The following is a 23,971-nucleotide window of genomic DNA, read 5'->3' on the forward strand; positions in this document are numbered from 1 at the left end:
ATGAGCAGCCAGGACGAGACGCCCGAGTACAGGCTCCGCAAGGAGCTGCCCGACGAGGTCCCGGTGACGTCGTCCGCGGAGGCGGCGGCCGACAAGCCGGCCGGGCCCGTGCCGACCGGCCGGCAGCGGCTGGTGCAGGGCCTCTGGCCGCCGCGGGTGTCCAGGGCCCAACTCATCGTCGCCCTGCTGCTGTTCGGACTGGGTTTCGGCCTGGCGGTTCAGGTCGCCTCGAACAGCGACAGCGGGAACGCGCTGCGTGGTGCGCGTCAGGAAGATCTCGTACGCATCCTCGATGAACTCGATGACCGCAGTCAGCGTCTTGAGGACGAGAAGCAGGGACTCGAGAAGCAGCAGCAGGAGCTGGAGAACAGCTCCGACCAGGCCGAGGAGGCCCGTAAGCAGACGGTCGAGAAGGAGAAACAACTCGGCATTCTGGCGGGCACGGTGGCTGCGCAGGGTCCGGGCATCACGATGACCATCGAGGACACGAAGGGGACGGTCGAGGCGGACATGTTGCTCGACGCGATCCAGGAGCTGCGCGCGGCCGGGGCCGAGGCGATCCAGGTGAACGGTGTGCGGGTCGTCGCCGACACCTTTCTGACGGAATCCGGCAAGAGCGTGAGCGTCGACGGGAACAAGATCAACGCGCCCTTTCGTTTCAAGGTCATCGGCAACCCGCAGGACCTCGAGCCGGCCCTGAACATCCCCGGAGGAGTGGTGCAGACTCTCGAGAAGGAGCAGGCCACCGTGACCGTCGAGCGGTCGGACAAGATCGTCGTGGATGCCTTGCGAGCGGCGAAGCAGCCTGACTACGCTCGGTCGTCGGGCCAGTGAACCGGTGGTGCATGGCGGGCATCCGGCAGGGGCATGAGGTTGCGGGGGGTCGACGCACCGATCGGGTGGTGCGTGGTGGAAACTGTCTGGTGGGCACGGACGTTGTGAAGGTGTCCGGGTCGACCGGTGTATTCAGTCAGGGTTCGTCCTGCCCCACGGGCGGGTCTGTTTCGGTCAAGGGGAATCGCCCGTGAAGTTGTTTGCGAAGTTGTTCGGCAAGAGCGCGCGAGAGGGCAGCGACAACGCGACCGCCCGCCATCGCGCACAGCCCGACGCCGAGGGTCAGCGGCCGCTGTTCCGGGATCAGGTGGCTGGTCAGGGCGGCGAGGTTTCCGGAGGCCAGGGCGCGGCGTCTGTTGACCCTGCGCAGTCCGGCGGCATAGGTTTCGGCCAACCGTCAACCTCAAGTACGGGTGGAGGGTTTTCCCCTATGTCGGCCCTGGTGTGTACGAGGTGCGGTAACCGCAACGCGGAGAACAGCCGCTTCTGCTCCAACTGCGGCGCCCCGCTGCGCCCCGGACTGACGCCCGAGCGGCCGTCGGAGACGACTTCCACCATCTCCATCTCCGGACTCGAGGCCTACGACGCCGAGGTCACCGGGCAGACGCAGTTGCCCGCGCTCTCGCCCGAGGCGCAGGCCGCGGTCGACGCGCTGCCGCTGGGTTCCGCCCTGCTAGTCGTGCGGCGTGGCCCGAACTCGGGCAGCCGTTTCCTGCTGGACGGCGACCTGACGACGGCCGGTCGTCACCCGCAGAGCGACATCTTCCTGGACGACGTGACGGTCTCGCGTCGCCACGTGGAGTTCCGGCGCAACCAGGACGGCACGTTCAACGTGGCGGACGTCGGCAGTCTGAACGGCACGTACGTCAACCGGGAGCGGATCGACGAGGTCCCCCTGTCGAACGGTGACGAGGTGCAGATCGGCAAGTACCGGCTGGTCTTCTACGCGAGCCAGCGGGGCTACTGACCGGCCCCCGGGCGCCGTCCGGGGGGACTCCCCAGGGAAGGTCCATGCTTCAAACACCGAGGGGCGGTGCCGGAAACGGCACCGCCGCCGCGGACGGTGGTTCGATGAGCATCGGCACCGTGCTGAACGCACTCCGCGACGAGTTTCCCGAAGTCACCATCTCCAAGATCCGGTTCCTGGAGTCGGAAGGGCTCATCGAGCCGCAGCGGACCCCATCGGGGTACCGGAAGTTCAGTGCGCAGGACGTCGAGCGCCTCGGTCACGTCCTGCGGATGCAGCGGGACCACTATCTGCCGCTCAAGGTCATCCGCGAGCACCTGGACGCCATGGAGCGCGGTGAGGCCGCACCGCTGCCGACGGTGGGCCGGCAGCGGGACGGCGAGTCGGTTCCGGAGGCGTCGGAGGGGCCCACCGTCGCCAGGATCGGTCGCTCCGAGCTGCTGGCGGCCGCGGGGATCGGTGAGCCGGAACTCGAGGAGTGGCAGTCGTACGGTCTCGTCGTGCCGTTGGAGGACGGGGTCTACGACGCCGAGGCGGCGACCGTGGCAGCGCTCGTCGCGGAGCTGGGCAGGTTCGGGATCGAACCCCGGCATCTGCGGGCGATGAAGGCCGCGGCCGACCGTGAGGCCGGGCTCGTGGACCAGGTGGTGGCCCCGCTCAAGCGCCACCGCAACCCGCAGACCAGGGCTCACGCGCAGGCCCGTACGAAGGAACTCGCGGGGCTCACGGTGCGGCTGCACGCGGCGCTGGTGCAGACGGCGCTCGGGGTGCGGTTGCCCTGAGAGGGCGGGTTCGTCCTGGGCGGATCGCTCACCCGTTCCCGGCCCGACTACCCAAACGTCCCGGGCACGGCCTAGGGTTGCTGTGTGAACGAGCTCGATGTCGTAGGTGTCCGGGTCGAGATGCCCTCCAACCAACCGATCGTGCTGCTGCGCGAAGTGGGAGGCGACCGCTACCTTCCCATCTGGATCGGACCGGGTGAGGCGACGGCGATCGCCTTCGCCCAGCAGGGCATGGCTCCCGCGCGACCGCTGACCCACGACCTGTTCAAGGACGTGCTGGAGGCCGTCGGCCAGGAGCTCACCGAGGTGCGCATCACGGACCTGCGGGAGGGCGTCTTCTACGCGGAGCTCGTCTTCGCCAGCGGGGTCGAGGTGAGCGCGCGCCCCTCGGATGCCATAGCGCTGGCGTTGCGCACGGGGACACCGATCTACGGCAGTGACACGGTCCTGGACGACGCGGGTATCGCCATCCCGGACGAGCAGGAGGACGAGGTGGAGAAGTTCCGCGAGTTCCTCGACCAGATCTCGCCCGAGGACTTCGGCACCAGCAACCAGTAGTCGGCACATGCGCGGAACGCGGGCGTCCTGCACGGGGACGCCCGCCCTGTTTTCGGCAAATGCCAACGGCGAGTGAGAGCGTCCTACGGCTACTTCTCAGCGCATTCGGCTAGCCTTTCCCCGCGACGGGGTGCGTGAAACCACTCTCAGGGTGATTATCACTCGGCGTGCCGAGTGTGGCGATCGTTGACGCACCCCTGGTGACTGCCTACCGTCGACAAGGCAGGTCAAGGACGGAGGTCGGCGTGAGAAGCAGCGGCGACGGTACGGCTGGGGGTGCCCCCGGACTCGGTGTCGGGGGGAGCGGTCCGTACCCTTCCCCGGGCTCTCCAGCGTGGTCGAGCAGGGGGTATCCCCAGCAGAGCAGCGCGGCCGATCATGCTCAGCAGCGACCGGCGGCCGTGCCGAGCAGCGGAGGGGCGACGTCCATGGCGTCCGAGCAGATCGGCTATCGCGGTCCGACGGCCTGCGCGGCCGCGGGCATCACCTATCGGCAACTGGACTACTGGGCCCGCACCGGGCTGGTCGAGCCGAGCGTGCGGCCGGCCCACGGGTCCGGCACACAGCGTCTGTACAGCTTCCGGGACGTCGTCGTCCTGAAGATCGTCAAGCGGTTCCTCGACACCGGGGTGTCGCTCCAGAACATCCGCACCGCCGTGCAGCATCTGCGCGAGCGCGGGTTCAGCGATCTGGAGCGCATGACGCTGATGAGCGACGGGGCCACCGTCTACGAGTGCACCTCGCCGGACGAGGTCCACGCGCTGCTCCAGGGCGGCCAGGGCATCTTCGGGATCGCCGTCGGCGTGGTGTGGCGGGACGTCGAGAGCGCGCTGTCGCAGTTGCACGGGGAGCGGGTCGACACGGGCGAGACGCTCGTCGGGCACAATCCGGCGGACGAACTGGCACGGCGGCGCAACCGGGCGGTCTGAAGCCCGTTCAAGGGGCGCGGGGAGCGGCTGTACGACGTCATTGTCAGTGGCGTGGTGCAGCATCGGACATGTGAGAAACGCGCCCACGATCCTGCATCTCGACATGGATGCCTTCTTCGCACAGGCGGAGCAGGCGTCCAAGCCGAGCCTGCGGGGGAAAGCCGTGGTCGTGGGCGGTCTGGGGCCCCGCGGCGTGGTCGCGACCGCCTCCTACGAGGCGCGGGTGTTCGGGGTGCACTCGGCGATGCCCATGGCCCAGGCGCGTCGGCGGGCTCCGAACGCCGCGTATCTGGTTCCGCGCTTCGCGTTCTACCGGTCGATCAGCGAGCAGGTCATGGGGCTGCTGCGGGCGCTGTCGCCGCTGGTGGAGCCGCTGAGCCTGGATGAGGCCTTCGTGGACCTGGATGCCGGGGGAGCGGCCTGGGACAGCGACTCGGCGCGGCTGGCGGGGATCAGGCTGCGCGCGGACATACGGGCCGTCACCGGGCTCACGGGCTCGGTGGGTCTGGCCTCCTGCAAGATGCTGGCGAAGATCGCCTCGGAGCAGGCGAAGCCCGACGGGCTGGTGCTCATCGAGCCGGGGACCGAGCGGGCCCTGCTCGGGCCGCTGTCGGTGCGGACCCTGCCGGGGGTGGGCCCGGCGACGGGGGATCATCTGCGGCGGGCCGGGATCACCACCATCGACGAGATCGCCGAGGCCGGTGAGGACGAGCTGGTGCGGCTGCTGGGCAAGGCGCACGGGCACGCGCTGCACGCCATGGCGCTGGCCCGCGACGACCGGCCCGTGGTGGCGGAGCGGGAGGCCAAGTCGGTGTCGGTCGAGGACACGTACGACGTGGACATCCACGACCGGATCCGGGTGGAGCTGGAGGTGCAGCGGCTCGCGGACCGGTGTGTGCGCCGACTGCGGGAGGCCGGTCTGTCCGGCCGGACCATCGTGCTGAAGGTGCGGCGCTACGACTTCTCCACGCTCACCCGGTCCGAGACCCTGCGTGGGCCCACCGATGATCCGGCGGTGGTCCGGGAGGCGGCGGCCCGGTTGCTGGACTCGGTGGACACCACGGGCGGGGTGCGGTTGCTGGGGGTGGGCGTGAGCGGGCTGGCGGACTTCACGCAGGAGGATCTGTTCGCGCAGGCGGCCGAGGAGCGGGCGGACGGGCCCGAGGAGGAGCTCGCCGAAGAGCCCGTCGGCGAGGTGCCGGTGCCGGTCGAGCGCCAGTGGCGTCCAGGGCACGATGTGCGGCACGCGGAGCTGGGACACGGATGGGTGCAGGGCAGCGGCCTGGGCCGGGTCACCGTGCGGTTCGAGACGCCCGAGTCGGAGCCGGGCCGGGTGCGCACCTTCAGGACCGATGATCCCGGACTGGAGCCGGCGGATCCCTTGCCGTTGGTGCCGCGAAGACCCGATGACGAGGGCGGGTCGGCGGCAGGAGCGCCGGATCCCCAGGCGCAGCCGTCGGAGGTGGAGTCCGGGAACTCTTCGTGAGGCCGATCAGTTACACAGAGTGAAGCCGTTCGACGTGTGGGGTGAGTCGGAGTGGTGGCGGTGTCCCGGGAGGTGGCACCGGTGACGGAGGGGGGAGCTGCATGAAGCTGCACGAAGGCCGGTTGGCGGACCCGGGCGGGGGGTCGGCGGAGCGAGAAGCCGAGGTGCGACGGGTGGTGGACCGGGTCACCCGGTGGGCCGGGAACCGGAGCGACGTGGTGGGGCTGCTGCTCGTCGGGTCTGGTGCGCGCGGGGCCGCGCGGGCCGACTCCGACATGGACCTCGTGGTGCTGTCGACCGCGCCTGCCCGGTACGCCGAGGACGAGGGCTGGGCGGGTGAGCTGGACCTGGGAGAGGCGACGCGGGTCCGGGAAGGGGGCAGGTCACCGAATGGCGGTATGTGACCGCCTCCGGTCTGGAGGTCGAGGTGGGGGTCGGCTCCGCCCGGTGGGCGCGGACCGATCCGGTCGACGAGGGCACCCGGAGACTCGTCACGGACGGCGCGCGGCCGCTGTACGACCCCGCCGGCATTCTCGGGGCGCTGATACGGGCCTGCGGCTGAGGGGATCAGCCGTCGTCCGTGCCCGCCAGACGGCCGAAGTCGTGGTCGGGGAGCGGAGGAGCGGCGCCCACGTCGAGACCGTAGTGGTGGTACAGCTGGAGTTCCTGTTCCGGGGAGAGGTGGCGACCCACGCCGAAGTCGGGAGCGTCCCTGATCAGGGCCCGTTCGAAGGGGATGTGCAAGGTGCCCTCGACCAGCCGGCTGGGCTCCAGGGGGACGAAGGCGTCGCGGGAGAACAGACCGGTGCGTATGGCCGCCCACTCCGGTACTCCGGTGGCGTCGTCGAGGTAGACCTCGTCGACGGTGCCGATCTTGGTGCCGTTGCGGTCGAACGCCTTGCGGCCGATCAGGTTGCGCGGATCGATGTCGGTCTGCACGGGCCCTCCACTTGGTCGCAACTCATCCGTAAGCACTACAAAAGAGCACATCGGGACGAGCGGCCACTCGAGCGAGTCTCATTGACCTCGCTGGTAGTCTGGCAACGGCTGCTGACACCGCGCGGGAGAGTCTCCGGACATCACCGGAGGCGCCGAAGGAGCAAATCCTCCCCGGAATCTCTCAGGCTCACGTACCGCACGGACGAGGTCACTCTGGAAAGCAGGGCGGGTGCCGACGGCGTCGACGGCTTCCGCTCTCACCGACGGTGAAAGCCGGGTGCCTTCGGGCGACCCGGTGAAGCTCTCAGGTTGAGATGACAGAGGGGGAGGCCGTCCGGGTACCCACCGTGGTGACCCTCGAAGGTCGTGTCTGACCAGGAGGCCTCCGTAATGACCGCCCATCGCATTCCGCTCGCAGAGCTCGAGCAGGGAATTCCCTTCGAACAGCGCCACATCGGGCCCGACCTCGAGGCGAGGGCCAAGATGCTCGCCCAGGTCGGCTACGGCTCGCTCGACGAGCTGACCGCGGCAGCGGTCCCGGATGTGATCAAGAACGCCGACGCGCTCGACCTGCCGGGCGCGCGCACCGAGGCCGAGGTGCTGGCCGAGCTGCGCTCGCTGGCCGACCGCAACCAGGTCCTCGACTCGATGATCGGACTCGGCTACTACGGGACGTTCACGCCGCCCGTCATCCTGCGCAACGTCATGGAGAACCCGGCCTGGTACACGGCCTACACGCCGTACCAGCCGGAGATCTCCCAGGGCCGGCTCGAAGCGCTGCTGAACTTCCAGACCATGGTCGCCGACCTCACCGGGCTGCCGACCTCCGGTGCGTCGCTGCTCGACGAGGGCACGGCCGCCGCCGAGGCGATGGCGCTGTCCCGGCGGATGGGGAAGAACAAGAAGGGCCTCTTCCTCATCGACGCGGACGCGCTGCCGCAGACCATCGCCGTGATCCAGACCCGCGCCGAGCCCGCGGGCGTGGAGATCGTCGTCGCCGATCTGAGCGACGGGATTCCGGCGGAGCTCGCCGCGCGGGAGATCAACGGGGTGCTCGTCCAGTACCCCGGCGCCTCCGGTGCCGTGCGTGACCTCAAGGCGCTCGTCGAGCAGGCGCACGGGCTCGGCGCGCTCGTCACCGTCGCCGCGGACCTGCTCGCGCTGACCCTGCTGAAGTCGCCGGGTGAGCTCGGGGCGGACATCGCGGTCGGTACGACGCAGCGGTTCGGGGTGCCGATGGGTTTCGGCGGCCCGCACGCCGGTTACATGGCCGTCCGCGAGCAGTTCGCGCGCAGCCTGCCCGGGCGGCTGGTGGGCGTGTCGGTGGACGCCGACGGACACAAGGCCTACCGGCTCGCGCTGCAGACGCGTGAGCAGCACATCCGCCGCGAGAAGGCCACCAGCAACATCTGCACGGCGCAGGTGCTGCTGGCGGTGATGGCGGGGATGTACGCCGTCTACCACGGTCCCGACGGGCTGCGGGCCATCGCCCGGCGCACGCACCGGTACGCCTCGATCCTCGCTGCCGGGCTCGCGGCCGGTGGTGTCGAGGTCGTGCACGGGTCGTACTTCGACACGCTGACCGTGCGGGTGCCGGCGAAGGCCTCCGAGGTCGTCGCCGCCGCGCGGGAGCTCGGGGTCAACCTGCACCTCGTCGACGCCGACCAGGTCTCGATCGCCTGCGACGAGACGACCGCCCGGGCGCAGGTGTCCGCCGTCTGGGCCGCGTTCGGGGTGGACGGTGACATCGAGGCGCTCGACGCCGCCACCGCCGACTCGCTGCCCGCCGGACTGCTGCGGTCCGACGCGGTCCTGACGCACCCCGTCTTCCACCAGCACCGTTCCGAGACCGCGATGCTGCGCTATCTGCGCCGGCTCGCCGACCGGGACTACGCGCTCGACCGGGGCATGATCCCGCTGGGCTCCTGCACGATGAAGCTCAACGCGACCACCGAGATGGAGCCGGTCACCTGGCCCGAGTTCGGGCAGCTGCACCCCTTCGCGCCGGCCGGGCAGGCGGAGGGCTACCTCACGCTCATCCGCGAGCTGGAGGAGCGGCTGGCCGAGGTCACCGGGTACGACAAGGTGTCGCTCCAGCCGAACGCCGGGTCGCAGGGCGAGCTGGCCGGGCTGCTCGCCGTCCGCGGGTACCACCGGGGCAACGGGGACGAGCAGCGGACGGTGTGCCTCATCCCGTCCTCCGCGCACGGCACGAACGCGGCCAGTGCGGTGATGGCGGGCATGAAGGTCGTCGTCGTGAAGACCGCCGAGGACGGCGAGATCGACGTCGAGGACCTGCGGGCGAAGATCGAGCGGCACCGGGACGAGCTGTCGGTGCTGATGATCACCTACCCGTCCACGCACGGGGTGTTCGAGGAGCACGTCGCCGACATCTGCGCCCAGGTGCACGAGGCGGGCGGCCAGGTGTACGTCGACGGTGCCAACCTCAACGCGCTCGTCGGGCTGGCCAAGCCGGGGCACTTCGGCGGGGACGTCTCGCATCTGAACCTGCACAAGACCTTCTGCATCCCCCACGGGGGCGGCGGCCCGGGCGTCGGACCCGTCGCCGTACGGTCGCACCTGGCGCCGTATCTGCCGAACCACCCGCTCCAGCCCGCCGCCGGGCCGGAGACCGGGGTGGGGCCGATCTCCGCGGCTCCCTGGGGCTCCGCGGGGATACTGCCGATCTCGTGGGCGTATGTGCGGCTCATGGGCGGCGAGGGGCTCAAGCGGGCCACGCAGGTGGCAGTGCTCAGCGCCAACTACATCGCCAAGCGGCTGGAGCCGCACTACCCGGTGCTCTACAACGGGCCGGGCGGGCTGGTCGCGCACGAGTGCATCATCGACCTGCGGCCGCTGACCAAGGCGACCGGTGTGAGCGTCGACGACGTCGCCAAGCGGCTCATCGACTACGGGTTCCACGCGCCGACGATGTCCTTCCCGGTGGCCGGGACGCTGATGATCGAGCCGACCGAGTCCGAGGACCTGATCGAGATCGACCGTTTCTGCGAGGCGATGATCGCCATCCGTGCGGAGATCGAGAAGGTCGGCGCGGGCGAGTGGCCGGCCGAGGACAACCCGCTGCGCGGCGCTCCGCACACCGCGGCCGCGCTGGGCGGGGAGTGGGAGCACGCGTACACGCGTGAGGAGGCCGTCTTCCCGGCCGGTGTGTCCGCCGCCGACAAGTACTGGCCGCCGGTGCGCCGGATCGACCAGGCCTTCGGCGACCGCAATCTGGTCTGCTCGTGCCCGCCGCTGGACGCGTACGAGGACTGAGCGAGTGGGTGAGGGCCCCCGTCCGTTCCGGGCGGGGGCCCTCGCGCGTGCCAGGGCGTTTCTGACCATTCGCGTCCCGCGCCCTGCGGGAATTGCCGGAAGACCCTACGTCGTGGCCAGGGACACCTCGGTTGCCTTGATCAGGGCGACGGCGTCTGAGCCCACGAAGAGGCCGAGGTCCTCGGCTGCCTCCTTGGTGATCACGGCGGTGAGTTCTCCGCCGTCCATGGAGATCTTCACCGAGGCCATGACACCGCCCGTCACGAGACCGGTGATCGTGCCGGTGAGCTGGTTGCGGATGGAGAGGCCGGCGAGGCGGGCGGTGGCCAGGGAGACCTCCGTCGACTTCACCAGGGCGCGGACGGCGGTACCGGCGGTGAGGGCGAGCTGGTTCACGGCCTCCAGCGTGATGGCCGCCGTGAGGTCCTGGCCGCCGTCCAGACGGATCTTGACGGTGGCCATGACCTCGCCGGGCTGGACGGCGGTGACGGTGCCGGGGAGTTGGTTGCGGATGCTCAGGCTCATGAGGATCAACGTAGGTCGCCGGGCGCCGTGTGCGAGGTATGCGCGGGTGTGCGTCGTCGCGGCGGCGTCGGGTCGAGGCAGGACGCCGGCCCGGGAGGGGGGTCAGCCCGTGTGGACGCGGGGGCGCCGGTCGCGGTCCGGTTCGGCCTCGCGCAGGACCTCCCGGGTGACGGGTGCGACCTCGCCCTGGCCGAAGAGGAAGAAGCGCAGGAAGTTGGCGAACGGGTTGCCCTCGGTCCACTCGAAGTAGATGTGCGGGATGCAGCCGGTGGCGTCACGGGTGTGCAGCAGCAGCGCGGCCAGCGCGTTGGAGATGGAGGAGGACTCCAGGGTCAGGACGCGGTAGCGGTGGTGCAGGACCTCGCCGCGCACGGTCAGGCCCGACTCGAACTCGGAGGGGTCGACGACGGTGACCTCGACGAAGACGAAATCCTCCCCGGGGATGTCGTTGTCCTGCCGGATCTGTTCGATCTTGTCGCGGTACTCGGCCCGGTCGCGCCGGTCGGGCTCGTTGGCGATGAACCGTATCTTGCGGCTGGCCATGTCCCGGATGAAACGTTCCGCCATGGGGTCCAGCGTCACGCTCGTCACGCGGAGCTCGAAGGCGCGGGCCAGGCGGGAGAGGAGGGAGACGAGGACGATGCCGGCGATGAAGCAGGCGCCGATCTTGACGCCGTCGGGGCGTTCGACCACGTTCGCGACCGTCACGTACAGGAGGACCGCCGAGACGACCGCGAAGCCGAGGGTCCAGCCCCGCTGTCCCGCCTTGCGGGCGGCGATGGTCACCGCGATCGCGGCCGACGACATCAGGACCAGCACGCCGGTGGCGTAGGCGCCGCCCTGGGCGTCGACGTCGGCGTCGAAGATCCAGGTGACCAGGAAGGCGACGAGGGTGAAGACGATGACCATGGGGCGGACGGCGCGTGCCCAGTGCGGGGCCATGCCGTAGCGGGGGAGGTAGCGGGGCATCAGGTTGAGCAGCCCTGCCATGGCGGAGGCGCCGGCGAACCACAGGATGGCGATCGTCGACACGTCGTACACCGTGCCGAAGGCGTTGCCCAGGTACTCGTGGGAGAGGTAGGCGAGGGCCCGTCCGTTGGCCTGGCCGCCGGATTCGAACTCCTTCTCCGGGATCAGCACGGTGGTGATGAAGCTGGTGGTGATCAGGAAGACGCTCATGATCAGGGCGGCGGTCGTCAGCAGTTTCTTCGTGTCCCGGATGCGGCCCGCGGGGTTCTCCGGTGTGTCGTCCGGGTCGCCCTGGACGTGCGGCATGACCGCGACGCCGGTCTCGAAGCCGGACAGGCCCAGCGCGAGCTTGGGGAAGACCAGCAGTGAGACGCCGATCATCGCGAACACGTTGCCGTGCTCGGCGGTCAGGGCGTCGGCCCAGTCGGTGACCACGTGCCCCTCGGTGACCACATGCCACAGGCCGACGGCCACGACGACGACGTTCAGGCCGAGATAGACGGCGACCAGCGCGACCGCGACGCCGATGGCCTCCAGGAAGCCCTTGAGGAACACGGCTCCGAGCAGGGCGACGAGGACGAGCGTGATCACCATCTGCCGGTCGTGCAGGGTGCTGGTCAGGTGCGGGTTCTCGACCAGGTGGGTGGAGGCGTCCGCCGCGGACAGGGTGATGGTGATCAGGAAGTCGGTGGCGGCGAACCCGAGCAGGGTCAGGACGAACAGCTTGCCCTTCCAGAAGGACAGCAGCCGTTCCAGCATCGCGATCGAGCCCTCGCCGTGCGGACTCTCCTCGGCGACGCGCCGGTAGACCGGCAGAGCGCCGGCCAGGGTGACGAGCACGAGCACGATCGTCGCCACCGGGGAGAGCAGACCGGCCGCGAGGGCGGCGATGCCCGGCTGGTAGCCGAGGGTCGAGAAGTAGTCGACACCGGTCAGGCACATCACCCGGTACCAGCTCTGGCCCTTGTGTTCGGACGAGGGAGCGGTGTCCGGCGCCGCCGTCCGGTGGGCGTGGCTCTTGCCCATGTCGGACAGGCCCTCCAGCATCCAGGCGCGCAGGCGGCCGGGGGGAGGGGACTGGGTGGTGGCCATCGGCGTGCTCCCGAGGTGCGGACAGGCGTGGTTTCGGCCATCACGCGGACGGCCGAATCAGCGTATGCGGAGAGTGACGCCAGGGCCTCTGGATCATGGGCGGAACGGCGTCAGGCTTCCGTTAAGACTGCTCGGGGGGTGGACACGCAGCGTGACCCACCGCCGGGTCCGGTCCCAGACACCGGAGCGTCACCCTCACCCGCTCCGTAAGGTTCGTCGACTGATCCGAATGTTTCGATCCTTCGGGGCGCTTCGCTGCGCCTTCTCTCATGAACAGACCCCCGGATTCCCTGTGTTCAAGGGGTTGCCTCCCGTCCGACGGTATCTCTAGGGTGCGGGCAGCAGCGAAGCTTTCTGGATCTGGTTCGAAACTTTCGATCTATCAAGGAGCGCAAGATGGGCGACCCGGCACTCTCCCGCCGCGGCTTTCTGGCGGCCTCCGCCGCGGCCGGTCTGAGCATGACGGCACTGAGCGCCTGCGGCGGCGGCTCGGACGGAGGGTCGTCGGGGACGACCACCATCGAGTGGTGGAACATCTCCACCACCCAGCCGACCAAGGACGTCTGGGCCGGCCTCGCCAAGCAGTTCGAGGCGCAGAACCCCAAGGTCAAGATCAAGATCGTGCAGTTGGAGAACGACGCCTACAAGTCGAAGATGACGGCGCTGACCGCCTCGGGGAAGCTGCCCGACATCTTCCACACCTGGGGCGGCGGGGTGCTGCAGCAGCAGGTCGACGCCGGCCTGGTCGAGGACCTCACCGACAGGACGAAGGAGTGGGGTGACAGCCTGCTCCCCGTCGCCCGCGAGCCCTACCTGCTCGACAAGAAGGCGTACGGCATCCCGTTCGACATAGGCATGATCGGGTTCTGGTACAACAAGGCGCTCTTCAAGCAGGCCGGCATCAGCGCGCCCCCCACCACCTGGAGCGGCTTCCTCGACGCGGTGCGCAAGCTCAAGTCCGCCGGGATCACCCCGCTGGCGCTGGCGGGCAAGGAGAAGTGGCCCGGCATGTACTACTGGGCGTACCTCGCGATGCGCACCGCCGGTGTCGACGCCCTGGGCAAGGCGGGGGAGGACAAGGACTTCACCGGCGACGGCTTCGTCCAGGCCGGGCAGCACCTCCAGGACCTCGTCGATCTCCAGCCGTTCCAGAAGGGCTTCCTCGGCGCCGCCTACTCCAGCCCCACCGGCCAGGCCGCCGCCGTCGGCAACGGCAAGGCGGCGATGGAGCTCATGGGCCAGTGGGCGCCGGTGGTGGAAGCCGACGCGGGCAAGGGGCTCGGGGCGAACCTCGGCTTCTTCCCGTTCCCCGCGGTCGACGGCGGTAAGGGCGTGATCACCGAGGTGTTCGGCGGGGGCGGCGGACACGCCCTGCGCAAGGACGCCCCGCAGGAGGCCGTCGACTTCCTGAAGTTCTTCGCCACCGCCGCCACGGACACCGAACTCGTCAAGAAGACCGGGGTGCTGCCCGTCGTACCGGCCGCCGAGAGCGCCATCACCGACCCCAACATCAAGGCCGTGCAGACCCAGTTGAAGGGCGCCACGGGCTTCCAGCTCTACCTCGACCAGGCCTACGCGCCGGCCCTGGGCCAGGAGGTCAACGACAGCGTCGCCGCCCTCATCGCCGGGTCCAAGTCGCCTCGGCAGGTCGCGGAGTCGATCACCAAGGTCGCGAAGGAAGAGCAGTAGCAGGCGATGACCTCCACCTTCCTTCCGGACAAGCGCAGCGGCCCGGACGTCGGCCCGCCGCCCCCGTCACCCGGCCCGGGCCGGGGCCGGGCGCGGCGGCGGGCACGGCACTGGCTCACCGCCGTCGGCTTCCAGGTGCCCGCGCTGGTGCTGTTCGGCACGCTCGTGCTGCTGCCGATGCTGTTCGCGCTGTACGCCTCGTTCTTCCGCTGGGGCGGCTTCGGCATGCCCGACGACTACATCGGCGGCGACAACTTCACCCGGCTCCTCCAGGACCCGGTGTTCCTGGGCGACCTGTGGCGCTGTCTGCTGCTGGTCGGGCTCTCGCTCGTCCTCCAGCTGCCGTTCGCCCTCGCTCTCGCGGTCGCGCTCAACCAGAAGATCCGCGGCCGGGCCGTGTACCGGATGCTGTTCTTCGCGCCGTACATCCTCTCCGAGGCGATCACCGGCGTGCTGTTCAGCATGATCTTCGCCCCGGACGACGGTCTCGCCGACCACGTCCTGGGAGCGGTCGGCCTGGACGGCGTGGGCGGTCAGTGGTTCGCCGACCCCTCCACCGTCATGGCCACCCTCTTCCTGGTCATGACCTGGAAGTACTTCGGCTTCCACATGATGCTCTATTTGGCCGGACTCCAGTCCATCCCGGCCGAGTTGACCGAAGCCGCCCTGATCGACGGGGCCGGCCCCTGGCAGCGCTTCCGCAACGTCACCCTGCCACTGCTCGCACCGACCCTGCGGATCAGCGTCTTCCTGTCGGTCATCGGCTCGATCCAGCTCTTCGACCTGGTGTGGGTGGTCACCGCCGGAGGGCCCGACCACCACTCCGAGACGATGGCCGTGACCATGTTCCAGTACGGCTTCAAGCGCTACCAGGTCGGCTACGCCAGCGCGATCAGCGTGTCCATGTTCGGCATCAGCCTCGTCTTCGCCCTCGCCTACCAGCGGTTCGTGCTCCGCCGGGACCTTCAGGGCGCCACCACGACCATGCGAGGAGGCGGCGCGTGAAAACCCGCGAGACCGGCCGGACCACCCGAGGGACCCGCCGGACGCTTCCCCTGCACCTCGTCCTCGGCATCGTCGGCGCCGTGATGGCCGTACCGCTCGCCTACGCCGTGCTGTCCGGTTTCAAGTCCACCGACCAGCTCTCCCGCAACCCCATCGGCCTGCCCGACCCCTGGGTCACCTCCAACTACACCGACATCCTCGGCTCCCGTTCCTTCTGGCAGCTCGTCGGGAGCAGCACGCTCATCGCGGCCGGTACGACCGTGGTGGTCGTCGCGGTGTCCGCGCTGGCCGCGTTCTCCTTCGCCCGGTTCGCCTTCCGCGGCCGGGAGATGCTGTTCACCCTGTTCACGATGGGGCTGATGTTCCCCTTCGCGGTGGCGGCGCTGCCCCTGTTCCTGCTGCTGCGCTCGATGGGCCTGCTGGACAACCCGCTCGGCGTGATCCTGCCGCAGGCCGCCTTCGGACTGCCGATGACCATCGTCGTGCTGCGCGGGTTCTTCCGGGAGATCCCCGCCGAGCTGGAGGAGGCGGCCACCCTCGACGGCTGCGGGCCCCTCACGTTCTTCTGGCGGATCCTGCTGCCCATGGCCAGGCCCGCGCTCGGCACGGTCTCCGTGCTCGCCGTGGTCGGCAGCTGGAACAACTTCCTGCTGCCGCTGCTGGTCTTCAACGAGCCCACCTGGTGGACCGTCCCGATCGGCGTCCAGCAGTTCCAGGGCCAGTACTCCGCGGAGTACGCGCGCGTCTTCGCCTATCTCGTGCTCGCCATGGTGCCCGCCCTGGCGTTCTACTCCGTCGCCGAGCGCCAGCTCGTGGGCGGCCTCACCGCCGGCGCCACGAAGGGATGACGCGCGCCCGCGGACCCGTACGGCTCACCCCTACCGTGAGGAGTCGCACCATGCCCAGCACCGCCGCCCGCACCCGGCTCGGACTCGCCGCCGTCCTCGTCGCCGCCGCTGTCGTGACCGGACCGGCCGCCCAGGCGCACGAGGGAGGGGGGCACGGCAAGCCCCGCACGACCCTCGCCGACCTCGCGCAGCGCCACGGCCGCTACTTCGGCAGCGCCACCGACAATCCCGAACTCACCGACACCGCCTATACGAAGGTCCTGGGCGAGGAGTTCGACATGATCACCCCGGGCAACGGCATGAAGTGGTACGCCACCGAGCCGCAGCAGGGCGTGTTCGACTGGACCGCCGGCGACGAGATCGTCGGCCTCGCGCGCGGCCACCGTCAGAAGGTCCGCGCCCACACCCTCGTCTGGCACAGTCAGCTGCCCGGCTGGCTGACCGGCAAGGAGTGGACGGCGGACGAGCTGCGGACCGTACTGAAGAACCACATCCAGACCGAGGTACGCCACTACCGGGGCAAGGTCTACTCCTGGGACGTCGTCAACGAGGCGTTCAACGAGGACGGCACCTACCGCGAGACCGTCTTCTACAAGACCCTCGGCCCCGGTTACATCGCCGACGCCCTGCGATGGGCCCACCAGGCCGACCCGAAGGCCAAGCTCTATCTCAACGACTACAACATCGAGGCCGTCGGCCCGAAGAGCGACGCCTACTACGCCCTGGCCAAGAAGTTGAAGGCCGAAGGCGTTCCGCTCGACGGCGTCGGACTCCAGGCGCATCTCGCCCTCCAGTACGGCTATCCGACGACTCTGGAGGACAACCTCCGCCGCTTCTCCCGGCTCGGCCTGGACACCGCGCTCACCGAGGTCGACGTACGGATGCTGTTGCCCGCGACCGACGAGAAGCTGGCCCAACAGGCCGACTGGTACCGGGACATGACCGAGGCGTGCCTCGCGGTGCGGCGGTGCGTCGGCATCACCGTCTGGGACTACACCGACAAGTACTCGTGGATTCCGGCGTTCTTCCCCGGCGAGGGAGCGGCGCTGCCCTGGGACGAGCAGCTGGCGCCGAAGCCGGCCTACGGTGCGATCCGGGAGGCGCTCAGCTAGCGCGGCGCGGTGGCGCGGTGCTGGCACGGACCACCAGCTCCGTGCCCAGTTCCACCCGCGGCGAGTCGGGGCGCTCGCCGCGGGCCAGGCTCAGGACGGTGCGGGCGGCGAGTTTGCCCATGTCGGCGAGGGGCTGGCGGACGGTGGTCAACGGCGGTGCGGACCAACGGACTTCCGGCAGGTCGTCGAAGCCGACCACACTCATGTCCTCCGGGGCCCGCAGGCCGCGCCGGCGCAGCGCCTCGATCGCGCCGAGGGCCATCTGGTCGCTGGCCGCGAACACGGCGGTCGGCGGCTCGGGCAGGTCGAGCAGGGCGGTGCAGCCGGCGAAGCCCGACTCGGGGCGGAAGTCGCCGGGGACGACAAGGGCCTCGTCGACGGCGAGACCGGCCGCCTCCAGAGCGGCCCGGTAGCCGTCGTAGCGGGCGCGGGAACACAGCAGCCGGGGCGGTCCGGCGATCAGGCCGATCCTGCGATGGCCCAACGACAGCAGGTGTTCGGTGGCGGCCAGGCCGCCCGCCCAGTTGGCGGCGCCGATGGTCGGGGTGTCGACGGCGGGGGAGCCCATCGGGTCGACGACGACCAGCGGGACGCCCAGGATGCGCAACTGCTCGTGCAGGGTGGGCTCGAGGGCCGAGGTGACGAGGATGACGCCGTCGGAGGCGCGGGCGCGCAGGTTGCGCATCCACTCGCGGGCGTCGCCCGAGCGGCCGTGGATCGCCGACACCACGGTGCCCACCCCGGCGGCGTGGGCGACCTCCTCGACCCCCCGGATGATCTCCACCGCCCAGGGGCTGTCGAGGTCGTTGAAGACGAGGTCGAGCAGCGCGGCCCGGGTGCGGGAGGCGGCGGGGCGCTTGCGGTAGCCGTGCAGCCGCAGCAGGTCCTCGACCCGGGCCCGGGTGCCGGGCGAGACGTCGGAACGGCCGTTGACCACCCGGGACACGGTCGGCACGGAGACGCCTGCCTGGCGGGCGATCTCCGTGATCGTGATTCTGCCCCGGGACGCGGGCACGGTGTCCTCCGCTGTCACTTCCCCACCTCCGTCGCGTGGTTCCGGACGCCGCGCCGAAACTTCCAGGAGTCTTCCGGAACATGTGCTGTCGTGGGAAGAGATACGGAGGACGCACCGCGCCGAAATGGTGTGACTACGGGGAGTGAGGGGCCATGAACGCGCGTCGGGGCCGGTTCGCGGTGGTCTCCGCGGCCGGCCCCTCATGTCTGCGGACGGCGGTCCCGCGCCGTCCAGTCGATGCTCAGGCGGCGGACACGACCCGGTGAGGGGCGATGACCCGGCCGTCCGGCAGGAGCTCACCGGTGTCCTCGAAGAGCAGGACGCCGTTGCACAGCAGGCTCCAGCCCTGCTCCGGGTGGTGCGCCATGAGGCGGGCGGACTCCCGGTCGGCTGAGGTCGCTGTCGGGCACGGTGGCTGGTGCTGGCACATGGATGGGAACTTCCGCTCTGGCGTGAGGTCTGAGATGGCTGTGGTGTCTGTCCCGCGGCGTGAAACGTCGTTCATGGCCGCCCCCCGTTGTGATAAGTCCGTCGGAACCCAGTGTTGCCCCACGGAGGTCGTTCCGCAGGGATTTCGCGGCACCGCTTCTCACAGGTTCATGACGCATCACCCACGCGGGCGGTTCATCTCCACCGCACTGTCACTTCGGGTGGTTTCCGGTGGCCGGATAGGGCTAGTCCGGGTGGTGTCCCGGGCGCCGGACCGCGCCGTGCCCCGCCACCGGGGCCGCGGTGACGGGGTACGGGGTGCGGGGTACGGGGCGAGCCGGTCGAGCGGTCAGGCAGGTGAGCCGAGCAGTGGCGGCGCCGCCGGTGTCACCCGCAGGGTCAGCAGCGGGAGCAACTCGGCGACCCGGTGCGCGCGGTGTGCGGCGATGCCGGGCGGCGCCGGGGCCAGTGGCACCAGGAGGTCGGTGGGCAAGGGGTGACCGGTGGTGCCGTCCGAGGTGCTGTCCCCGTGCAGCCAGAGCGTGAGCATGTAGAGCCCGGGCACCGACAGCAGCCGTGCCTGGAACGGCTGGGCGGTCGACTCGGCCTGGCGCAGGGCGCGTTCGGTGGAGGCGATGTAGGGGCCTTCGAAGAAGTGCGAGAACGCCCAGCCGTCCGGAGTGAGCCGGGTCTCGGCCGCGGCCACCGCGCGGTCGCCGCAGCGGATCAGGAAGCGCCAGCCGGCCAACCGGGTCGCGGTCACGCCTTCGGGGGCGATCCGGTCCAGGACGTGCAGGGGCAGCGGGAGTTCGGGAGTGACGTCGCCCTGGGCGGTGCGCAGGGAGGGGGTACGAGCCTCACGGACCGCGGTGGGGGAACCGAGTGCCATGAGGACGGAGCGAAGTGCGGGCGCGGGAGCCGGGGGGACATGCAAAGGCATGGTGGGTCGCCTCTCATTCGACAGGCACGGTGGCGCGAGGGCGTGGGCGGACGGCGCTGTCAGCTAGCTCTCGAACAGGTCGGAGAGGCGGGGGCCGGAGTCTGGGGGTGCGGGGGTGCGCGAGCGGCCTGCCGTCACTTCGACGACAGGCTCCTTCGACTGTGGGCGCCAACCTTCTCTGCCTTGTCCGCGGAGTTTATACGACATGTGTTCAGACTGTGTTTCGTCTAGTCGATCCCGGGACACTCGGCAAGGGCTCATTCGGTCGACGACTCGGGTGAATCATCCCGATTCAGAACGGCGTGCGCGGCGATGACCTCGGCTTATGCGCATGCAGCGGTCGGCGTAATTCCGTCGGCGTTTTTCACGAGTTCCCTTTTTCGTGAAAAGGCCTTCGGCCGCATGCCCCGTGAATGTGCCAGGGGTCACCGCCGGTGGCTTTCGGTCAGCGTAGCGGCCGGCGGGCGGCGCGGGGGACGTTATCGATCGGTCCGGCTGGGCATCATCCCACCTGAACCGGATCATCCGGCGGCCGGGATCGCCGGTCCGCCCACGCGAGGAGGGACGCTTCGATGGGGGAGAAGGTCGTGGCAGGCGCGTTCGACCTGTCCGATCGTCAGGACTACCGGGACAAGCTCCGGAGGTGCCTGACGGGGCTCGAGCGGCTCCTGGCCCAGAAGCGCTTCGACCGCCCCAAGAACCTCATGGGGCTCGAGATCGAGCTGAATCTCGCGGGCGCCGACGGTCAGCCGAGAATGCTGAATGGGCAAGTACTCGAGAGGATCGCGAGCCGCGATTTCCAAACAGAACTCGCCATGTTCAATCTGGAAGTCAACATAGCCCCACATCGTTTGGGTGGCCGGGTATTCGATCGTCTCGCGGAAGAACTCCGTACGTCACTGGCATATGCCCACCGAAAGGCGGGCGAGGTCGATGCCGGTATCGTGATGATCGGTATTCTGCCCACACTGGACCGGGACGACCTGGTCTCGTCGAACCTTTCCGAGGTCGACCGCTACACCCTCCTCAACGACCAGATCGTGGCCGCCAGGGGAGAGGACTTCGCCCTCGAGATCGACGGGGTCGAGCGGCTGTCGTGCACCTCGAAGTCGATCGTGCCCGAGGCGGCCTGCACCTCCGTACAGCTGCACCTCCAGGTCACCCCGGCCCGCTTCGCCGCGGTGTGGAACGCCGCGCAGGCGGTCACCGCCGCGCAGATCGCCGTCGGCGCCAACTCGCCCTTCCTGTTCGGCCACGAGCTGTGGCGGGAGTCGCGGCCCCCGCTGTTCCAGCAGGCCACCGACACCCGGCCGCCGGAACTCCAGGCACAGGGAGTACGGCCGCGGACCTGGTTCGGGGAGCGCTGGATCGGCTCGGCGTACGAGCTGTTCGAGGAGAACCTGCGGTTCTTCCCGCCGCTGCTGCCCATCTGTGACGAGGAGGACCCGCTGGAGGTCCTGGAGGCGGGCGGCGTGCCCTCGCTCGCCGAGCTCGTCCTGCACAACGGTACGGTCTACCGCTGGAACCGGCCCGTCTACGGCATCGCCGACGGCGTTCCGCACCTCAGGGTGGAGAACCGGGTCCTGCCCGCCGGGCCGACCGTGACGGACGTGGTCGCCAACGCCGCCTTCTACTACGGCGTGGTGCGGGCCCTCGCCGAGGAATCCCGGCCGGTGTGGTCCCGGCTGCCGTTCGAGGCGGCCGAGGCCAACTTCGACGCCGCCTGCCGGTACGGGATCGAGGCACGGCTCCAGTGGCCGCGGCGGGGGCGGCTGGGCGGGCTGGCCGAGGTGGACGCGGTGAGTCTCGTACGCGACGAGCTGCTGCCGCTGGCGGAGGCCGGTCTGGACGGGTGGGGGATCGAGCCGGCCGACCGCGACTTCTACCTGGGGGTCATCGAGGAACGGTGCCGCCGACGGACCAACGGGGCGACCTGGCAGGTGGCGACCTTCCACCGGGCGGTGGAGGCCGGGATGTCGCGGGACGCGGCACTGGCGGCGACGACGCGACGGTACGCGGAGCTGAGCCACCTCGGGGAGCCGGTCCACACCTGGCCCGTGGGGCTGCCCGAGCGTGTCCCCTCGGGGTGAGGCGCGCCCCCGACCGGGGCAGCGGCAGGTCGGAGCCCCGCCTGGACGGGGCCGGCCGGCGCCGCGCGGCGGAGGCGAGGGCGGGGGTCGCCGACGCCCGTCCGGTACTGATCGGGCAAGCTGTGACGTCCCATACGGTGGCGCTCCTCCCGGCCGGCCCTGCGGCGAACATCCGTCACACGGCCTGCGAAGGGGAGGTACGCCACGTAGGGCGCCCGTCCCCTCGACGGCCTGTCACGCACGATCTTCGTAACGTCTTTCGAGACCCTGGCGAGGCAGGGGTGGGGAGGGGATGCCGCGGGCTTACGCAACTGGAGGCAAGTGTGCAGGTGGAGGCAGGGTCGGTGGCTGATTCTTTTCCGCGGGAACAGCTCTCGCGACGGATTTTCCGCGACGAGACACTGCTCGTCCTGGGGGTCTCGCTCGGTGCGAGCGGGGTGTCCGCCCTGATCAGTTTCGTCGGATCGGTCACCAAGCCCGGTGGCCTGAAGGACCAGGCGGCGACCCTCAACGCCTCCGCCGCGCCCGGACGCCCTTGGCTCGATCTCGCCTGGCAGCTGTTCGGTATCGCCTCGGCGCTCGTCCCGGTGGCCCTCGTCGCGCACTTCCTGCTGCGCGAGGGACAGGGGCTGCGAACCCTCGGTTTCGACCGCACCCGGCCCTGGCCGGACCTCGGTCGCGGGGCGGCGATCGCGGCGGTGATCGGCAGCAGCGGCATCGCCTTCTACCTGGCGGCACGCGGCCTCGGCTTCAACCTCACGGTGGTACCGGAGGCGCTGCCGGACGTGTGGTGGAAGTACCCGGTGCTGATCCTGTCCGCGCTGCAGAACGCGATCCTCGAAGAGGTCATCGTCGTCGGCTATCTGCTGCGCCGGCTGGGCCAGTTGGGCTGGACGCCGGGCACCGCGCTCGTGGCCAGCGCGGTGCTGCGCGGCTCCTACCACCTCTACCAGGGCATCGGCGGCTTCATCGGCAACATGGTGATGGGCGTGGTGTTCGTCTACCTCTACCGGCGCTGGGGCCGGGTGGGTCCCCTGGTCGTCGCGCACTCCCTGCTCGACATCGGGGCCTTCGTGGGATACGCGCTGCTGGCGGGGAAGGTGGGATGGCTGCCGACACCCTGAGCCGTTCCGCACCGCCCCGCCGGACGGTCGTCAGGCGAGCAGTTCGCCCTCGATGACCGTGACCGCCCGGCCGCTCAGCAGGGTGCGCTCGCCGCACAGCTCGGTGCGCACGCGGCCCGCCCGGGGCGAGGCCTGGAGGCCGGTCAGGCCGGTGCGGCCGAGCCGCTCGGCCCAGTAGGGCGCCAGCGCGGTGTGGGCGCTGCCCGTCACCGGGTCCTCGTCGATGCCGAGGTTCGGGAAGAAGCACCGGGAGACGAAGTCGTAGCCGAGCTCCGGGTTCTCGGCGCGGGCGGTCGCGATGACACCGCGGCGCGAGTGGCCGGCCAGGGCCTTGTGGTCGGGCCGCAGGGCGTGGACGGTCTTCTCGTCGGCGAGCTCGACCAGCAGGTCACCGACGTGCGGGCCGGTGTCGAAGCAGGCGAGCGGCTCGGCGCCGAGCGCCTCGGCGGCCCCGGCCGGGAGCTCGACCCTGGTCAGCGGGGCGGTGGGGAAGTCCAGGGTGATCGAGCCGTCCTCGGCCGGCGTCGCGACCAGGACACCGCTGCGGGTGGCGAAGCGCACCGGGCCCGCGTGGGCCCCCGTGCTGTGCAGGACGTGGGCCGTGGCGAGCGTGGCGTGACCGCACATGTCCACCTCGGCTACGGGCGTGAACCACCGCAGGGCCCAGTCCGCCTCGCCGCCCTCGGGGAGCGGGTGGGCGAACGCCGTTTCGGCGTGGTTGACCTCGAGAGCCACGTTCTGGAGCCGGTCGTCGTCCGGGAAGGCGTCCAGGAGCAGGACCCCGGCCGGGTTGCCGGTGAAGGGGCGGTCGGTGAAGGCGTCGACGATTCGGATGCGCATGCCGGTGACGGTAGGCGGTCGGCGGGCCCGTCGGCCAAGGCCAATCCGCGAGTCCTGGCCCCGGTTCGCCACCGGCCCTCGCCGCGCGTGCGTCGTGGTGTGCGTAAGCCGTGCCGTGCGTACGTCGAGCCGACGTGTTTGCCGTGCCGGGGTGCGCGGCTTCGCCGGGAGCACGCGGAGGCCGCGTCGGGCCGGAGCCTCGCGGTTGATACGCGAAGAACCGAGCCGGGGCGCGCTCGGGCCCCCAGCCGGCACATGCCGACAGGCGTCGCGCCACCCGGACGCCGGGCCGGTCTGTGTCGGCCCGCCGCCTGCACTCCGGGCCGGGTCTGCGTTGGCCCGGCGCGCCCCCCTCGGCCGACGCGGCTCGGCCCCCCCCGCGACCCGGCGCGGCGCGGCCCACGCCCGCGACCCGGCGCGGCGCGGCCCACGCCCGCGACCCGGCGCGGCGCGACCCGGCCCCGCCCGCCCCGTGCCCGGCCGCTCCCGGGGCTCTCGCAGGGCACCCCGGGCCGAACCCTG

General features: G+C 70.4%; 22 protein-coding genes and 1 riboswitch. Of the genes, 15 read left to right on the plus strand and 7 right to left on the minus strand.

Annotated elements, in window-relative coordinates:
- The 8 genes from OG440_RS31565 (at position 1) to OG440_RS31600 (ending at position 6,118) form a co-directional block, all read left to right on the plus strand.
- Positions 1–834 (plus strand): DUF881 domain-containing protein, encoded by an 834-nt coding sequence (locus OG440_RS31565; protein ID WP_406010143.1) that lies wholly within the window; start codon positions 1–3, stop codon positions 832–834.
- 82 nt (positions 835–916) lie between these two features.
- Positions 917–1,801 carry an FHA domain-containing protein gene (locus OG440_RS31570; protein WP_406011509.1) on the plus strand — a complete coding sequence of 295 codons (885 nt, stop codon included), beginning with the start codon at positions 917–919 and terminating at the stop codon, positions 1,799–1,801.
- Positions 1,802–1,845: 44 nt separating this feature from the next.
- On the plus strand, positions 1,846–2,583 hold the full coding sequence (locus tag OG440_RS31575) for a MerR family transcriptional regulator (protein WP_406010144.1): 738 nt from the start codon (positions 1,846–1,848) through the stop codon (positions 2,581–2,583).
- An 84-nt stretch (positions 2,584–2,667) separates the two neighbouring features.
- Positions 2,668–3,141 (plus strand): bifunctional nuclease family protein, encoded by a 474-nt coding sequence (locus tag OG440_RS31580; protein WP_004934251.1) that lies wholly within the window; start codon positions 2,668–2,670, stop codon positions 3,139–3,141.
- A gap of 245 nt (positions 3,142–3,386) precedes the next feature.
- Positions 3,387–4,070: a MerR family transcriptional regulator gene (locus OG440_RS31585; protein ID WP_406010145.1), complete on the plus strand. Its 684-nt coding sequence runs from the start codon at positions 3,387–3,389 to the stop codon at positions 4,068–4,070.
- A 70-nt stretch (positions 4,071–4,140) separates the two neighbouring features.
- Positions 4,141–5,556: a DNA polymerase IV gene (locus tag OG440_RS31590; RefSeq protein WP_406010146.1), complete on the plus strand. Its 1,416-nt coding sequence runs from the start codon at positions 4,141–4,143 to the stop codon at positions 5,554–5,556.
- 101 nt (positions 5,557–5,657) lie between these two features.
- A complete protein-coding gene (locus tag OG440_RS31595) occupies positions 5,658–5,960 on the plus strand; it encodes a nucleotidyltransferase domain-containing protein (RefSeq protein ID WP_406010147.1) in 303 nt (100 codons plus the stop codon).
- Positions 5,957–6,118, plus strand: coding sequence for a hypothetical protein (locus tag OG440_RS31600; protein WP_406010148.1), 162 nt, complete (start codon positions 5,957–5,959; stop codon positions 6,116–6,118). The genes OG440_RS31595 and OG440_RS31600 overlap by 4 nt, the downstream gene beginning before the upstream one ends.
- Positions 6,119–6,123: 5 nt before the next feature.
- Here the strand turns inward: OG440_RS31600 and OG440_RS31605 are convergent, their stop codons facing one another.
- Positions 6,124–6,495, minus strand: coding sequence for a PRC-barrel domain-containing protein (locus tag OG440_RS31605; protein WP_406010149.1), 372 nt, complete (start codon positions 6,493–6,495; stop codon positions 6,124–6,126).
- A 112-nt stretch (positions 6,496–6,607) separates the two neighbouring features.
- A riboswitch (glycine riboswitch) is annotated at positions 6,608–6,702 on the plus strand.
- Positions 6,703–6,885: 183 nt separating this feature from the next.
- Here OG440_RS31605 and gcvP point away from each other — a divergent pair.
- Positions 6,886–9,771 (plus strand): aminomethyl-transferring glycine dehydrogenase, encoded by a 2,886-nt coding sequence (gene gcvP / locus OG440_RS31610; protein WP_406010150.1) that lies wholly within the window; start codon positions 6,886–6,888, stop codon positions 9,769–9,771.
- 105 nt (positions 9,772–9,876) lie between these two features.
- Here gcvP and OG440_RS31615 read toward each other — a convergent pair whose 3' ends face one another.
- Positions 9,877–10,296, minus strand: coding sequence for a molybdopterin-binding protein (locus OG440_RS31615; protein ID WP_406010151.1), 420 nt, complete (start codon positions 10,294–10,296; stop codon positions 9,877–9,879).
- Between the two features lie 102 nt (positions 10,297–10,398).
- Complete coding sequence (locus OG440_RS31620; RefSeq protein ID WP_406010152.1) at positions 10,399–12,357, minus strand: amino acid transporter; 1,959 nt, start codon at positions 12,355–12,357, stop codon at positions 10,399–10,401.
- 396 nt (positions 12,358–12,753) lie between these two features.
- On the opposite strand from OG440_RS31620, the gene OG440_RS31625 reads away from it, so the two are divergent.
- The 4 genes from OG440_RS31625 to OG440_RS31640 are packed head-to-tail and all read left to right on the plus strand — an operon-like array spanning position 12,754 to position 17,011.
- Positions 12,754–14,046, plus strand: coding sequence for an extracellular solute-binding protein (locus OG440_RS31625; protein WP_406010153.1), 1,293 nt, complete (start codon positions 12,754–12,756; stop codon positions 14,044–14,046).
- 6 nt (positions 14,047–14,052) lie between these two features.
- Entirely contained in the window at positions 14,053–15,051 is a 999-nt protein-coding gene (locus OG440_RS31630) for a carbohydrate ABC transporter permease (RefSeq protein ID WP_406010154.1), read from the plus strand.
- On the plus strand, positions 15,048–15,899 hold the full coding sequence (locus OG440_RS31635) for a carbohydrate ABC transporter permease (protein WP_406010155.1): 852 nt from the start codon (positions 15,048–15,050) through the stop codon (positions 15,897–15,899). Before OG440_RS31630 ends, OG440_RS31635 begins: the two co-directional genes overlap by 4 nt.
- Positions 15,900–15,949: 50 nt before the next feature.
- Positions 15,950–17,011 (plus strand): endo-1,4-beta-xylanase, encoded by a 1,062-nt coding sequence (locus OG440_RS31640; RefSeq protein ID WP_406010156.1) that lies wholly within the window; start codon positions 15,950–15,952, stop codon positions 17,009–17,011.
- On the opposite strand, the gene OG440_RS31645 is transcribed toward OG440_RS31640, so the two are convergent.
- The 3 genes from OG440_RS31645 to OG440_RS31655 all read right to left on the minus strand — a co-directional run bounded on the left by OG440_RS31645 (position 17,004) and on the right by OG440_RS31655 (position 19,395).
- Positions 17,004–18,044 (minus strand): LacI family DNA-binding transcriptional regulator, encoded by a 1,041-nt coding sequence (locus tag OG440_RS31645; RefSeq protein WP_406010157.1) that lies wholly within the window; start codon positions 18,042–18,044, stop codon positions 17,004–17,006. The genes OG440_RS31640 and OG440_RS31645 overlap by 8 nt on opposite strands.
- Positions 18,045–18,267: 223 nt before the next feature.
- Positions 18,268–18,456 carry a DUF5999 family protein gene (locus tag OG440_RS31650; protein ID WP_406010158.1) on the minus strand — a complete coding sequence of 63 codons (189 nt, stop codon included), beginning with the start codon at positions 18,454–18,456 and terminating at the stop codon, positions 18,268–18,270.
- 348 nt (positions 18,457–18,804) lie between these two features.
- Positions 18,805–19,395, minus strand: a complete 591-nt coding sequence (locus OG440_RS31655) for a hypothetical protein (RefSeq protein WP_406010159.1) — start codon at positions 19,393–19,395, stop codon at positions 18,805–18,807.
- Between the two features lie 572 nt (positions 19,396–19,967).
- Here OG440_RS31655 and OG440_RS31660 point away from each other — a divergent pair.
- Positions 19,968–21,485 carry a glutamate--cysteine ligase gene (locus OG440_RS31660; protein WP_406010160.1) on the plus strand — a complete coding sequence of 506 codons (1,518 nt, stop codon included), beginning with the start codon at positions 19,968–19,970 and terminating at the stop codon, positions 21,483–21,485.
- Between the two features lie 323 nt (positions 21,486–21,808).
- Positions 21,809–22,609 carry a CPBP family intramembrane glutamic endopeptidase gene (locus tag OG440_RS31665; RefSeq protein ID WP_406010161.1) on the plus strand — a complete coding sequence of 267 codons (801 nt, stop codon included), beginning with the start codon at positions 21,809–21,811 and terminating at the stop codon, positions 22,607–22,609.
- A gap of 30 nt (positions 22,610–22,639) precedes the next feature.
- Here the strand turns inward: OG440_RS31665 and OG440_RS31670 are convergent, their stop codons facing one another.
- Positions 22,640–23,449 carry a PhzF family phenazine biosynthesis protein gene (locus tag OG440_RS31670; RefSeq protein ID WP_406010162.1) on the minus strand — a complete coding sequence of 270 codons (810 nt, stop codon included), beginning with the start codon at positions 23,447–23,449 and terminating at the stop codon, positions 22,640–22,642.
- Positions 23,450–23,971 lie beyond the last annotated feature (522 nt).

It is taken from the genome of Streptomyces sp. NBC_00637 (assembly GCF_045161545.1).
Lineage (GTDB): Bacteria > Actinomycetota > Actinomycetes > Streptomycetales > Streptomycetaceae > Streptomyces.